Source organism: Streptomyces sp. NRRL S-920, from assembly GCF_000717945.1.
In the GTDB taxonomy this organism is placed as follows: Bacteria; Actinomycetota; Actinomycetes; order Streptomycetales; family Streptomycetaceae; genus Streptomyces; species Streptomyces alboniger.
Map to the genome: position 1 here is coordinate 11,451 of NZ_JODF01000067.1, position 14,870 is coordinate 26,320.

Here is a 14,870-nt window from a genome sequence, read left to right on the forward strand (position 1 = left end):
CGTGAGTGACAGCGAAAAAGCGGCCGGAAAAGCGAAGGCGCGGGGCGCCGGGAAAACGGGGCCGGGCCGCTTCACCGGTGCGGGCCCCTTGCTGCTCGTCTGGTCGGGACAGGCCGTCTCACTGGTCGGAAGCGCCGTTCTCAGATTCGCTTTCATTATCGAGGTCTGGTCCACCGGGGAGCAGGCCACCGCCGTCACCGCGCTGTCTCTCTGCGCCCTGCTTCCCCAGGCGCTGTTCAGCCCGTTCGCGGGCGCGATAATCGACCGCATCCGCAAACGGTCCGCCCTTCAGATCGCCGACGCGGGCGGACTCCTCACCGTCGGCCTGCTCGCCCTCGTGCACTTCTTCGGCGGCGGCCTGGAACCGTGGCAGGTCTACCCGGCCACCGTCCTCCTCGGCATCAGCGCCGCCTTCCAGCTGCCCGCGCTCACCGCCGCCGTCCCCCTTCTCGTCCGCAAGGACCAACTGGGCCGCGCCAACGGCCTGTTGGCGGGAGCCCGAAGCGCCGCGGGGATCTGCGGCCCGGCGCTCGGCGGTGTCATGGTCGCCGTCTCCGGGATCGGCGCCGTCCTCGTCATCGATCTGGTCAGCTACGCCTTCGCGCTCATCGGCATACGCGTCGTACGGATGAAGGGCGACAAGGTCCCCGTAGGCGCGGGCGCACCCCGCACGAGGATCATCGCGGAGGCCGTGGAGGGCCTGCGCTACGTCTTCCGGCAGCCGAGTCTGCGCGACATGACCGTGAACTTCTGCACGGTCAACCTCGTCATGGTCTTCGGCTTCGCCGTCATCCAGCCCATGGTCCTGATCAAGGACGGCAACGGCGCGCTCGCCGCCGTGAACAGCGCGATCGGCGTCGGCGGAGTCGTCGGCGGTCTGCTGATGGCGGCCTGGGGCGGGCCGAGGAACCGCGGCCGCGGCATGATGCTCGGCATCGTCGGCATGTGCCTCTCCGCGCAGATCGGGATGGCCCTGGTCGGCGGGGTCGTCGCCTGGTGCGCGGCCATCCTCGTCGGCGCCCTGCTCATGACGCTCGTCAACTCCTCCATGCAGGCGATCGTGCAGACCAAGGTGGACCCCCAGTGGCAGGGCCGGGTGTTCGGCGCGGTCATGTTCCTGTCGCAGATCTCCGTGCCGCTGGCCACGGCGGTCTCCGGGCCGCTCGCCGACGGCGTCTTCGAGCCGCAGGCCGCCGACGGGACCGGCGTCTTCGTCCTCCTGGGCCCCCTGTTCGGCGACGACCCCGGCAGCGGCATGGCGGGGATGCTCTTCCTCGCCGGTGTCGCGGGCCTCGCGGTCGCCCTGTGGGGCCTCGCGAGCCGCTCGATCAGGGACATCGACGTACTGCTGCCGGACATCGACGACGAGGACGAACAGCAGGCCGACGACGGCACCGACGGCAGGGGCGGTGAGAAGGATGACGCGGTGCGTGCATGAACTGTTCGAGGAGCAGAGCGCACGGACGCCCGACGCGACAGCCCTCGTATACGAGGGCGAACGGCTGACGTACGCCGAACTCGACGCCCGCGCCGCCCGGTTGGCGGGCCTGCTCGCGGCGCGCGGGGTGCGGCGCGGCGACACCGTCGGGGTGTACCTGGAGCGCTCCGCGGAGCTGGCCGTCGCGGTCCTCGGCACGCTGAAGGCGGGGGCGGGGTACGTGATGCTCGACCCCGGTTTCCCCGCCGGGCGCCTGCGCGGCATGGCGGCGGACGCGGGGATCGCCGCGGTACTCACGTCGGCCGGTGCGGGGCTCACGCGGGCCGGGGCGACCGAGGAGCCGCCGGAGTTCGTGGACGACGTGCCCGTGCTGCACGTCGAAGACGCCGCCCACGCCCAGCCGTTGGCGCGCGGCGCTGTCGCGGTGCGGCCCGACGACGTGGCCTGCGTGATGTTCACCTCCGGGTCGACCGGCAGGCCCAAGGGCATCGTCGCCCCGCACCGCGCGGTCACCGCCACGCTCACCGGCCAGGACTACGCCTCCTTCGGGCCAGGCGCGGTCTGGCTCCAGTGCGCGCCCGTGTCGTGGGACGCGTTCGCACTGGAGCTGTGGGGGCCGCTGCTCGGCGGCGGGACATGCGTCCTGCACCCGGGGCGGCGCCCCGACCCGGTGGTGATCGCGCGGCTCGTCGCCGCGCACGGGATCACGTCCATGTACCTGTCCGCGTCCCTGTTCAACGTCATCGTCGACGAGTACCCGCGCGCGCTCACCGGACTGCGCGAACTGATCGTCGGCGGCGAGGCGCTGTCGCCCCCGCATGTGGCCCGCGCCCTGGAGCGCGCACCCGGGCTGCGGCTCGGCAACGGCTACGGACCCGTCGAGTGCATGGTCTTCCTCACCGTCCACCCCATCACCCCGCAGGACGTGCGCGACGGCCGTCCGGTGCCGATCGGCCGCCCGCTGGCCGGCAAGCGGCTGTACGTGCTCGACGAGCGGCTGCGACCGGTCGCGGACGGCGTCACCGGCGAGCTGTACGCCGCCGGGGCGGGCGTCGCGCGCGGCTACAGTGACGCGTCGCTGACGGCCGAGCGGTTCGTGGCCACACCACCCGGCCTCGGGCGCCCCGGTGAACGCATGTACCGCACGGGCGACTTGGCCCGTCGGCGGGCCGACGGCACCTTCGAGTACCTGGGCCGGTCCGACAGCCAGGTGAAGATCCGGGGCTTTCGCGTGGAGCCCGGCGAGGTCGAGGCCGCCCTCGCCCGCCACCCCGGAGTCGAGCGCGTCGCCGTGGTGGCCACACGTGCCGCGGCGGACGGCGAGCGGCAGCTCGTCGCGTACTTAGTCCCCGGCAAGCGGGGCGAACAGGCGCCGACGGCAGCGGAGTTGCGCGTGCACGCGGAGCGCGAACTCGCCGAGTTCCTGGTCCCGGCCGCCTTCGTCGTGCTCGACGCGCTGCCGCTGACCGCCAACGGAAAGCTGGACCGCGCGGCGCTCCCCGAACCCGCACGGGCCGCGTCCGAAGAACCCCGTCCGGGCGCGGGCGACGCGCAGAGCGAGACGGTCCGCGCGCTGTGCGCCCTCTTCGCCGACGTCCTCGGTGTCGCGTCGGTCGGCCCGCACGACGACTTCTTCGTCCTGGGCGGCCACTCCCTGCTCGCCGCCCGGGTCCTCGGCCGCGTCCACGCGGCGCTGGGCGCCGAGCTTGACCTGCGTACCCTCTTCGAGGCGGCGACCCCGGCGGGGCTCGCACCGCACGTCGACGGCGCCGCCAAGTCACTGCCGCCGTCCCGCACTTCGCCTCCCGGCGGTTCCGCACCCCTGCCGGTCTCTCCCGCCCAGCACCGGCTGTGGTTCCTCGACCGGCTCGGCGCCGGAGTCGCGTACAACCTGCCCGTGCTGGTGCGGCTGCGCGGCGAGGTGGACCCGGACGCGCTGGCGGACGCCCTCGGCGATGTCGTCGCCCGGCACGACGTGCTCCGTACCGTCTTCGACGAGGTGGACGGGGCGCCGGTGCGGCGCGTGCTGAGCGGCGTCGACGCGCGGCCGCCCTTCCGGCATCTCACCCTGGCCGAAGGCGAACTGGTAGCGGCGGTCGAGGACGCCGCCCGCCACCGTTTCGACCTGCGCGGCGAACTTCCCGTGCGGGGCGCCCTGTTCAGCGTCCGGGACCGGCCCGACGAACACGCCCTGCTCGTCCTGATCCACCACATCGCGGGCGACGGCTGGTCCCTCGCGCCCCTCTTCCGAGACCTCTCACGCGCGTACGCCACCCGAGCGGTGTCCGCCACGGGAGCGGAGGCGGAGGGCCGTGGAACGCTGCCGCCCCTGCCCGTCACCTACGCCGAGCACGCCCGCCGCCAGGCCGACCGGCTCGGGCCGCCCGACGACCCCGCCTCCCTCGCCGCCCGCCAACTCGCCTACTGGACAAGGACACTGACGGGCGCCGGCCCCGAGGGCCCGCTGCTTCCGCGGCGCCCGGACCGGCCCGCCGTGCCGGGCCCCGCCGCCGCGACCCTCGTACGCCGCCTCGACGCCGCCGCCCACGCACGCCTCGTCGACGCCGCCCGCGACCGGGGCGCCACCCTCTTCATGGCCCTGCACACCGCGCTCGCCGCGGTGCTCGTGCGAGCCGGTGCGGGCGAGGACCTCGCGATCGGCGCGCCCGTCGCGGGGCGGGCGGGGGACGGGAGCGTCGAGGACGCCGTCGGGTTCTTCGTGAACATGCTCGTACTGCGCACCGATGTGTCCGGCGACCCGGGCGCGCGGCAGCTGCTCGCCCGCGTCCGGGAGGCCGACCTGGCCGCCTTCGCCCACCAGGACGTGCCGTTCGAGCAGGTGGTGGGCGCCCTGAAGCCGCCGCGGACGCGGGGGAGGCAGCCGTTCACCGATGTCGTCCTCGCCCTCCAGAACAACGCGCGCGCCGAGGTGGACCTGCCCGGCGCCGACGCGGGCGTCGAGGTGGTGCGCACCGGCGAGGCCCGCTTCGAACTGCTCGTCGACGTCACGGACACGACAGGACCCGGCGGGAGTCCCGAAGGCCTCACCCTGACCTTCGAGTACCGCGCCGCCTCCGTGGAGGCGCCCTTCATGGAGTGGCTCGCGGACGCGCTCCCGCAGGTCCTTCAGGCGCTCCCGCGGGCCCTGGACACGACGGACGGCGCACCGGACACACCGGTCAGCGCCCTCGTCCCCGCGGGCCCCCCGCGCCGCGCGGACGCCGGTGACAGGATCGCGGCCCCGGCCGTGACCCGTGCGGCGGGCCCCGTCACCCCGCTGGAGCGGGACATCGCCGCCGTGTGGAGCGACGTCCTCGGGGTGCCGGACCTCGGGCGGGACGATGACTTCTTCGCCCTCGGCGGCAACTCGCTGCGCGCGGTGCGGGTCGCGGCCCGCCTGACCACCGGGGCACGGACCGTGACGGCCGCCCAGCTCTTCACCGCACCGACCGTCGCGGCCCTCGCCGCCGAACTGGCACGGGCGCCCATGGACCAGGGCCCCGCCCCGGCCCCCATTCCGCGGCGGCCGCGCGTGCCCCGCCAGCAGGATCAGCAGAGCCACCTCAGCAGGGAACAGGAGGAGAGGCCGTGGACCTCAGCGTGATGTTCTTCGGCGCGGACAGCGGTACGCCCGCCGAGGGCGAGGGCGCCCCGCACGCGCAGAGTTACGACGACATCCTCACCGTCGCCCGTACCGCCGACCGCCTCGGCTTCCACGCCATCTGGACCCCCGAGCGCCACTTCCAGCAGGTGGGCCAGGTCTTCCCGAGCCCGCCCGTGCTCAGCGCGGCCCTCGCCGTCGCCACCGAGCGCATCGGGATCCGCGCGGGCAGCGTCGTCCTGCCCCTGCACCACCCGCTGAAGGTCGCCGAGGACTGGGCGGTCGTCGACAACCTCTCGCACGGCCGGGTGGGGCTCTCCGTCGCCACCGGCTGGCACTCCACCGACTTCACCCTGGCCCCCGACCAGTACGAGGACCGCAGGGAACACACCCTCAAGACCATCCCCGAGCTGCGCAGGCTCTGGGCGGGCGAGGCGGGCACCTACCCCGACGGCACCGGGCAGCCCGTCTCCGTCATCCCGCAACCCAGACCCGTACAGCGCGAGTTGCCGCTGTGGATCACCACCTCCGGCAACCCCGCGACCTGGGAGGCCGCCGGGCGGCTGCGCGCCGGGGTGCTCGGCGCGACCGTCGGGCAGAGCAGGGACGAACTCGCCGAGAAGATCGCCCGCTACCGCGCGGCCTGCGCCGCCGTCCCCGACCAGGCGGGCACCGACGCACACGGCCGCGTCACGCTGATGGCACACACCTACGTCGGCGCGGACGACGCCGAGGTGCGGCGCCTGGCCGCCGAACCCCTCAAGACGTACCTCGCCTCGTATCTGCGCCAGACCGCCGCCAACCGCGCGGCGGACACACGCCAGAGCGCGGAGCTGAGCGGCGAACAGACCGCCATGCTGGCCGAGTTCGCCTTCCGGCGCTATCTGACCTGGGGCAGCCTCCTCGGCTCGCCCGGCACCTGCGCCAAGATGCTCGCCGACCTGCGCGACCTGGGCTGCGACGAAGTGGCCTGCTTCATCGACTTCGGCATCGGACGCGACGAGGTACTCGCGGGGCTGCACCGCCTCGCCGAGCTGAGAGAGGCCGCCCTGTGACCCCGAACCAGCCTTCCATGGCCGACCGCTTCAGCGCGCTCAGCGGTGAGCAGCGGATCCGGCTGATGCGCCGACTCGTCGAGGCGGGCAGGGCCCGGGAGATCCCCGCGGTCGTACCGCCCCGCGACACCGGGGGAGCCGTGCCGCTCAGCCCCGCCCAGCGGGACCTGTGGGTGTACGAGTCGCTGTATCCCGGCACCCCGGCCCTCAACCTCTGCTGCGCCTACCACTTCGACGAGCCCGTCGACCCGGCCCACCTGGAGGCCGCGCTCACCCTCATCCAGGCCCACCACGACATCCTGCGCACCCGTATCTCCGGTACGGCCGACGATCCGCGCGTCGACTTCCCCGACGAGGGCCCCTTCGTCCTGGAGCGCGAGGACCTGCGCGGCACGGACACCACCATCGAGCAGGCCTTCCGCGCCTTCCGCCGCCGCCCGTTCGACCTCACCGCGGACCGTCTGATCCGCGGCCGATTCGTACGCGTCGACGACACCCGTACGACGCTGATGCTGAGCCTGCACCACATCATCACCGACTGGTGGTCCTTCGACGTCCTCCAGAGCGAGTTCGCCGAGGCGTACCGCGCCGTGCGCGCGGGCACCGAGCCCGAGCTGACCCGCCCCGCCGTGCAGTACGCCGACTTCGCCTCCTGGCAGGGCGAGCTGGCGGCCGCGGGGGTCTTCGACGCGCGCCTGGACTTCTGGCGCCGCTATCTGGCCGACCCACCGGGGCCGCTGACCGTGCCGGGCCACGGGAGCCCGGACGTGGGCGGGGAGGACTCCGGTGACGAGGACGGCATCGTCCAGATCCGCTTCCGTGTGGACGAGGCCACCACGCGGGCCGTGCGCGCGCTGGCCCGTGAGCGGGGCGCCTCCGTGTACGTCGTCCTCATGACGGCCTTCGCGGTCCTCGCGCACCGCGTGTCCGGCGCCCGTGACCTGGTGCTCGGCACACCGGTCGCCAACCGCTCCGCCAAGGGCCTCGAACACGTCATCGGGTACGTCATGAACGCCGTACCGACCCGCTGGCGCATCACCGAGGAGGACTCCTTCGCCGACGTGCTCGCCCGCTTCGGCACGGACTTCCCCGCCCTCATGGCGGGCGCCGACCTGCCGGTGGGCCGCATCGTCTCGGCGGCCGCCCCCGAGCGCAGCGCGGGCCGCTCCCCGCTGTTCCAGTGGGTGTTCATGCACCTGACGGAGCAGCCGAGCGTGTCGGCCGTACGGGAGTTCGCCCAGCCCGAGCGCATCCACACCGGGGGTGAACACGACCTCGTGGGCGTCGTGCGGGACAACGGCGACGGCATGGACGGCAGCTTCGAGATCCGTACGGACCTCTTCGCGCCCGCGGCCGTCACCCGCTGGGCGGACAGCTACCTCACCCTCCTGGAGCAGGTCACCGCCGACCCGGCCGTCCCCGTGCGGAACCTCGACGTGGTTCCCGCGGCGGAGCGCGACCGCCTGCTCGCCCTCTCCCGCGGCCCGGCCGCGCCCGCCCCCGAGTCCCTGCCGGACACGGTGGCCCGGCACGCCGCCCGCACCCCGGACGCGCCCGCCCTCGAAGCGGACGGTCTGCGCCTCACGTACGCCCAACTCGCGGACCGCGTCGACCGGTTGGCGGGACTGTTCGCCCGGCACGGCGCGGGTCCTGACCGGACCGTCGCTCTCGCCCTCGGGCGCGGCGCGGACCTCCCCGTGGCCGCGCTCGCCGTGCAGCGGGCCGGGGCCGCCTATCTGCCGGTCGACCCCGACTACCCGGCGGACCGCGTCCGCCACACGCTCGCCGACGCGGCGCCCGTCCTGCTGGTCACCGACGCCCGCACCGCCGCGGCCGGTGTGCTGCCGCCCACGGACCTGCCCCGGATCGTCCTGGACGACGACGCGTACGCGGGTGAGCCCCTGACCCCCGCGCCCCTGACCCCCGCGCCCCTCGACCCGTCGCACGCCGCCTACGTCATCCACACCTCCGGCTCCACCGGCACCCCCAAGGGCGTCGTCGTCACCCACGCCGGGATCGCCGCGCTCGTCCACAGCCTCGTCGGCCGCTTCGCGCTGGACGCGAGGTCGCGGGTCCTCCAGCTCGGCTCACCGGCGTTCGACATCTCCGTCGCCGAGATGTGCATGGCCTTCGGTCCCGGCGGCACCCTGGTCGTGCCGCCGCCGGGCCCCCTCGCCGGGGACGGCCTCGGCAGGGTCCTCGCCGAGCGGCGCATCTCCTGCGCGATGGTGCCGCCGTCCGTCCTCGCCACCGTGCCCGAGGGCCCGTACCCGGCGCTGCGCGCGCTCGCCGTCGGGGCCGAGGCGTGCCCGCCCGCGCTCGTGGCCCGCTGGGCCGTCGGCGGCCGCCGCTTCCACAACGCGTACGGGCCCACCGAGGCCACCGTCGCCGCCACCCTGTCCGCCCCGCTGCACGGCGACGGCACCGCCCCGCCCATCGGCACGCCGGTCGCGGGCACCACCGCGTACGTCCTCGACGCCCGGCTGCGCCCCGTGCCCATCGGAGTCGCGGGCGAGCTGTACCTGTCCTCGCCGGGCCTGGCCCGCGGCTATCTGAACCAGCCCGCCGCCACCGCCGAGCGCTTCGTCCCCGACCCCTACGGCGCCCCCGGGTCCCGCATGTACCGCACCGGCGACCTGGCGTACCGCGACGACGACGGCACCCTGCACTACCTGGGCCGCACCGACGAGCAGATCAAGCTGCGCGGCCTGCGCATCGAACCGGGCGAGGTCGCCGCGGTCCTCACCGCGCACGCCGCCGTCGCCCACGCGGTCGCGCTGGTACGCGAGGACGGCGAGGGCAGGCCGCAACTGCTCGGCTACGCGGTCCCCGCCCCCGGGCACACCCTCGACGCGAACGAACTCCTCGCGTACGCCGCCACCCGCCTTCCCGCGCACATGGTGCCGTCGGACGTCGTGACGCTGCCCGAACTCCCCCTGACCCGCAGCGGAAAGCTCGACCGCGCCGCCCTGCCCGCGCCCCGGGCCGCCGCGTCGACACGGGCGCCCGCCTCCGCCCTGGAGAAGGAGCTGTGCGACCTGTTCGCGCGGATCCTCGGCGTCGAGGAGATCGGCGCCGACGACGACTTCTTCCGGCTCGGCGGCGACAGCATCATGGCCATCCAGCTCGCCGGACAGGCCTCGGCGGCGGGCCTCGTGCTCGCCCCGCGCGACGTCTTCACGATGCGCACCCCCGCCCAACTGGCCCTCCACGCAAGCACATCGGCTGCCGCGGGGCAGGGCGGGCCGGACGGTTCGGACACGGGTGTCGGCCGCTTCCCGCTGACACCCGTCATGCGGTGGTGGCGCGAGCAGGGCGGCGACTCCTGGGCGTTCACGCAGTCGATGGCGTTCCCCGTGCCGCCCGGCACGGACCGCGAGCGGATCGAGGCGGCGGTACGGGCGCTCATCGAGCGGCACGGAGTGCTGCGGATGCGGCTGCTGACCGACGAGGCGGAGATCGAGGTGGCCGAACGGGCCCCGGCCGGGGCGGCCGCACTCGAACGCGTCGAGGTCCCCGGCGAGGCCGAGGCCCGCGCCAAGGCCGCCGAACTGGCCGCCAGGATCCGCCTGGCCCCCGAGGACGGCGAGATGCTGAGGGCCGTGTGGCTCGACGCCGGTCCGCGGCGGCGGGGCGTACTGCTCCTGACCCTGCACCACCTGGCGGTCGACGGCGTCTCGTGGCGGATCATCGGCCCGGAACTGGCCGCCGCGCTCTCCGGGGACGGCACCCCGGCCCCGGCCCCGGGGACCTCCTTCACCCGGTGGGCCGCACTGCTCGCCGAAGAGGCGCTGAGCCCCGGCCTCGCCGCCGAACTCGACTGGTGGCGGGGCAGGCTGGCAGCCGCCGCCGATGCCCGGCTCGCCGGGGGGCGGGGCGCGGGGGCGAGGCGGGCGACCCTCACCGCCGAGCTGCCCGCGGACCTCACCGAGGCCGCGCTCACCACGCTGCCCGCGGCCTTCAACTGCGGTCCGGACGCGGTGCTGCTCACCGCACTGGCCTCGGCGGCCGTACGCCACCGCGGCTCGGGCACCGGTCTGCTCGTCCACCTCGAAGGACACGGCAGGGAGGTGCTGTCCGTGCCGGTGGACGTGTCCCGCACGGTCGGCTGGTTCACGACGCAGTACCCGGTACTGCTCGACGCGGGGAGCGACCGGCGGACGGAAGGCGGTGCGGCGGTCGAGGCGCTCAAGACGGTCAAGGAGCAGCTGCGGTCCGTCCCCAACGGCGGCATCGGCTGGGGCCTCCTGCGCCACCTCAACCCGGAGACCGCCCCGGTCCTCGCCGAACTCCCCGTCCCGGACGTGCGGTTCAACTACCTCGGCCGCTTCACCGCCGAGGACGCGGCGGGCGGCGAGCTGCTCGACGCCGGCCCCGGTGCCGTACCGCTCGGCCACGCGGTCGAGATCGACGCCTTCGCCAAGGAGACCGCGGACGGCCTGCGCCTGGAAGTGACCTTCTCGTACGCCGAAGGGGTCCTCGCACAGGAGGACGTGCGGGAACTCGCCCGGCTGTGGCGCGAGGGCATCGCCCTCCTGGCGCGGGAGACCGCGGCGGGCGGCCCGGTGGGCGCGACCCCCTCCGACTTCCCCCTGGTCGGCCTCTCCATGGACCAACTGGCCATGCTAGAGGGGGATCTGGCGGACCTGCCCGGCCCCGACGCGGAAGGGGACGGTAGTCGATGAGCGGGCGGATCGCGGACGTACTGCCGCTCACCCCGGTGCAGGAAGGGCTGTACTTCCATGCCGTGCGGGACGCGGAGGGGCCCGACCCCTACCTCGTACAGACCCGCTTCCACATCGGGCCCGCGGTCGCCGCCGACACGGTACGGGCCGCGCTCGGCGCCCTCATGGAGCGGCACCCCAACCTCCGCGCCTGCTTCCGCCACGAACGGCTCGACCGCCCCGTGCAGGTGATCCCGCACACCGTCGCCGTGCCGTGGACCGAGGCCGACCTGACCGGTCGTGACACGGCCGAACTGGAGGCCGCGACCGAGCGGTTGCTGGCCGAGGACCGCACCCGCCGCTTCGACCTGGCCCGCCCGCCCGCCCTCCGCGCCCTGTTCGTACGGCACGACACCGGCGGCGAACTCGTCCTCACCTTCCACCACATCCTGCTCGACGGCTGGTCGGTCCCGGTCCTGGAGCGTGACCTCGCGGCCCTGGTCACCGGCCGGGCCCTGGCGCCCGCCGTGCCCTACCGGCAGTACGCGCTGTGGCTCGGACGCCAGGACCAGGGTCTCGCGGAGACGGCCTGGCGCGAGGCGCTCGCGGGCCTGGAGCGGCAGGCGCCGCTCGCCCCGCCGGGGGAGGTTGTTCAGGGGGCGACGGGCGAGGGGGATCGCGCGGACGAGCCCGACACGGTCCGCCTGCACCTCACCGCCGAGCTGACCGCCGCCCTCACCCGCCGCGCCGCCGAGGCGGGCGTCACCCTCAACACGCTGACGCAGGCCGCCTGGGCCCTGGTGCTCGCCCGGCTGACCGGCGGGCGGGACCTGGTCTTCGGCGGTGTCGTCTCGGGCCGCCCGCACGACCTGCCCGGGGCGGGCGAGATGGTGGGCCTGTTCATCAACACGCTGCCCGTGCGGGTCCGGCTGCGCGACGGGGAGAGTGTCGGCGAACTGCTGGCCCGCGTCCAGGACGAGCAGTGGCGCCTCGTCCCGTACCACCATGTGCGGCTGACGGACGTACAACGCATGGCGGGCCACGGTCCGGGTGCGGGGCGTGGGGCCGGGGCGGCTGCCGGGTCCGCGTCGCCGGGGGAACTCTTCGACTCGGTCCTCGCGTTCGAGAACTTCCCGCGCGGGGCGCGGCAGGCGCGGGGCGACGGCCCGGACGCCGTGCGCGTGACGGACGTACGGGACGCCACGCACTATCCCGTGACGCTGGCCGTCGTCGCGGGGGAGCGGATGCTCCTCGCGGTGGGCTGCCGGCGCGGCATCCCCGCGGCGGCGATCGCGGCACGCATGGTGCGGGCCTTCGAGCAGCTCGCGGGCGACCCCGCGACGCCGGTGGACCGGATCGACGTACTCCCCGAGGAGGAGCACAAGCGCCTGCTCGCCCGCTCCGAGGGCGCCCCTGCGGCGGTGGCGGGGCCCGCCACGGTGACCGGACGGTTCGCCGCGCAGGCGGCCCGCACGCCGGACGCGCCCGCCGTCGAGAGCGGCGACGACGTCCTCACGTACGCCCGGCTGGCCGCGGAATCCGACCGCCTGGCCGCCCGCCTCGTCGCGGCGGGCGCCGGGCCGGGTGCCACGGTCGCCCTGCTGCTCGGCCGCTCACCGTCCCTGGTCGTGGCGCAACTGGCGGTGCTGAAGGCGGGGGCGTGCTGGCTGCCGCTGGATCCGGCGCAGCCGGCGGAGAGGCTGGCGCGGCTGCTGGCCGGGGCGTCGGCGGGGCTGGTGCTGACGGAGGGCGAGCAGGCGGTGCGGCTGCCCGCGTCCGTACGCCGGATCGACGTGCGCGGGGAGGCGCCCGAGGGCGTGGAGGTCACCGCGCGGTCTCACCCGGAGTCGGCGGCGTGCGTGATGTACACGTCCGGTTCGAGCGGTGAGCCCAAGGCGGTCGTGATCCCGCAGCGGGCCATCGCGGAACTGGCCGCCGACGCACGCTTCCACTCGGGGGACGGGGGCGGTGAGCCGGACCCGGCGGGGGCGCACCGCCGTGTCCTGTTCCACAGCCCGCACACCTTCGATGCCGCCACGTACGAGGTCTGGGTTCCGCTCCTGAACGGCGGCACGGTGGTGATCTGCCCCGACGAGCCCGTGACCCCGGCCCTGCTGGCGCACGTGCTGCCCGAGCGGCGCGTCACCGCGCTGTGGCTCACGGCGGAACTGTTCCGCCTGGTCGCGGAGTTGGCGCCGATGTCGCTGCGCGGGCTGCGTGAGGTGTGGACCGGGGGTGACGTGGTGGACCCCGAGGCGGTGCGCCGCGTGCGGGAGCACTGTCCCGGCACGGTCGTGGTGAACGGTTACGGCCCCACGGAGACGACCGTGTTCGCCACGGCCCACCGTGTGCCGGGGGCCGTCCCCGGCGGCCCGCTGCCGATCGGGCGCCCGCTGGACGGCACGCGCGTCTACGTCCTCGACGCCCGTCTGCGCCCGGTGCCGGACGGCTGCGTGGGGGAGGTGTACATCGCCGGATTGGGCCTGGCCCACGGCTACTTGGCCGCTCCCTCCGCTTCGGCCGAACGCTTCGTCCCCGACCCGCACGGCCCGCCCGGCACCCGGATGTACCGCACCGGAGACCTGGCACACCGCACCCCCGACGGCACCCTCGCCTTCGCGGGCCGGGCCGACACCCAACTGAAGATCCGCGGCTTCCGCATCGAACCGGCGGAGGTGGAGGCGGCCCTGCGCACCTGCCCGGGCGTATCCCGCGCCATCGTCGCGGCGAGGCCGGCACCGGACGGCGGAAAACGGTTGGTGGCCTGGCTGGTACTGGAACCCGCCGAGCCCGCTGGCCCGCCCGGCACCCTGCCGCGGGCAAGGAACGGCCTCGGCGCTCCTGCGCTCGGTGCCCCGGCACCTGGCGCCCCTGCGCTCGGTGCTTCCGTGCCCGCTGCTCCCGCGTCCGACGCCCCCACCCCCGACCCCCTCTCCCCGATCCGTGCCGCCGCCTCCCGGATCCTCCCCCCGCACCTCCTGCCCACCGCCTGGGCCCGTATCGACGCCGTGCCCCTCACCCCGCACGGCAAGACCGATCGGGCCGCGCTGCCGGAGCCCCCGGTCCCGGCCGCGCCAGAGGCTTCGCGGGTGCCGCGTACCGCGAGGGAGAAGGAGCTGTGCGTCCTGTTCGGCGAGGCGCTCGGCGGGGTGGAGGCCGGGCCCGACACCGACTTCTTCGCGTCCGGCGGGCACTCGCTGAGCGCGCTGCGGCTCGCCGGGCGGATCGAGGCCGCCTGGGGCGTACGGATCCCCGTGGCCACCCTCTTCGCCGCGCCGACGCCCGCCCGCCTCCTCGCCCGCCTGGACGGCCCCGAGCCCGCCCCCGCCGACGCCGACGCCGACGCCGAGAGCCTGGCACCGCTGCTCACGCTCCGCGCCGACGGCGACCGTGCCCCGCTGTTCTGCGTGCACCCGGGACTCGGCGTGAGCTGGGCCTACGCCGCGTTGCTGCCCCACCTCGCCCAGGACCGCCCGGTCTACGCGCTCCAGACGCCCGCCCTGTCCGCGCCCGACCGCCCCCTGCCGCGGACCACGGGCGCGTTGGCCGAGGCGTACGTCGAGCTGATCCGCGCCGTCCGCCCCCACGGCCCCTACCTCCTGCTCGGCAGGTCCTTCGGCGGCCCCGTCGCCCACGAGATGGCCGTACGGCTGCGCGCCGCCGGCGAGGAGGTCGCCCTGCTCGCCGTGGTGGACGCCATGCCCAAGCCGCCGGACATCGCCCGTACCCCGCTCGACCCGGCCGTCGTCGACGCGGAGGCTCGGCGCATCCTCCGGGAGGAGGGAGCCGCGCTCGACGGCATCGGCGAACGCCGCCTCGCGGCACTCACCGACGCCATCGCCCATCACGTCACGCTCGGCAGGAGCTGGCAGCCGTCCCCCTACGACGGCCCCGTGACCCTCTTCGCCGCGACCCGCGACCCCGAGGCCATCCCCACCGAGGAGAAGGCCGCGGCCTGGCGCCGCGCCGCCGCGACGGTCGACGTGCACGAGCTGGCCTGCGCCCACGCCGACGTCCTCGACGCGGCACCGGCCGCGCGGATCGCCGCGGTACTCGAAGCGGTACTCGAAAACGTCCTTGCCGGCCCCCAGGCCCCCTCCAAGGGAGAGTGA

The 14,870-nt window shown here is 75.1% G+C and carries 5 protein-coding genes; all 5 read left to right on the plus strand.

The features are described from left to right. The first annotated feature begins 1 nt into the window (after position 1). Genes IG54_RS0131870 through IG54_RS0131890 form a run of 5 tightly spaced genes read left to right on the plus strand, consistent with a single transcriptional unit; the run spans position 2 to position 14,870 of the window. Positions 2-1,438: an MFS transporter gene (locus tag IG54_RS0131870; RefSeq protein ID WP_078594743.1), complete on the plus strand. Its 1,437-nt coding sequence runs from the start codon at positions 2-4 to the stop codon at positions 1,436-1,438. Further along, on the plus strand, positions 1,431-5,042 hold the full coding sequence (locus IG54_RS0131875) for a non-ribosomal peptide synthetase (protein ID WP_030792671.1): 3,612 nt from the start codon (positions 1,431-1,433) through the stop codon (positions 5,040-5,042). The genes IG54_RS0131870 and IG54_RS0131875 overlap by 8 nt, the downstream gene beginning before the upstream one ends. Next, the gene (locus IG54_RS0131880) at positions 5,027-6,094 is read left to right on the plus strand and encodes a MupA/Atu3671 family FMN-dependent luciferase-like monooxygenase (protein WP_037898114.1); all 1,068 of its coding nucleotides are present in this window, start codon (positions 5,027-5,029) and stop codon (positions 6,092-6,094) included. The genes IG54_RS0131875 and IG54_RS0131880 overlap by 16 nt, the downstream gene beginning before the upstream one ends. Further along, positions 6,091-10,779 (plus strand): non-ribosomal peptide synthetase, encoded by a 4,689-nt coding sequence (locus tag IG54_RS0131885; protein WP_234336419.1) that lies wholly within the window; start codon positions 6,091-6,093, stop codon positions 10,777-10,779. The genes IG54_RS0131880 and IG54_RS0131885 overlap by 4 nt, the downstream gene beginning before the upstream one ends. Next, a complete protein-coding gene (locus IG54_RS0131890) occupies positions 10,776-14,870 on the plus strand; it encodes a non-ribosomal peptide synthetase (protein WP_051820221.1) in 4,095 nt (1,364 codons plus the stop codon). The genes IG54_RS0131885 and IG54_RS0131890 overlap by 4 nt, the downstream gene beginning before the upstream one ends.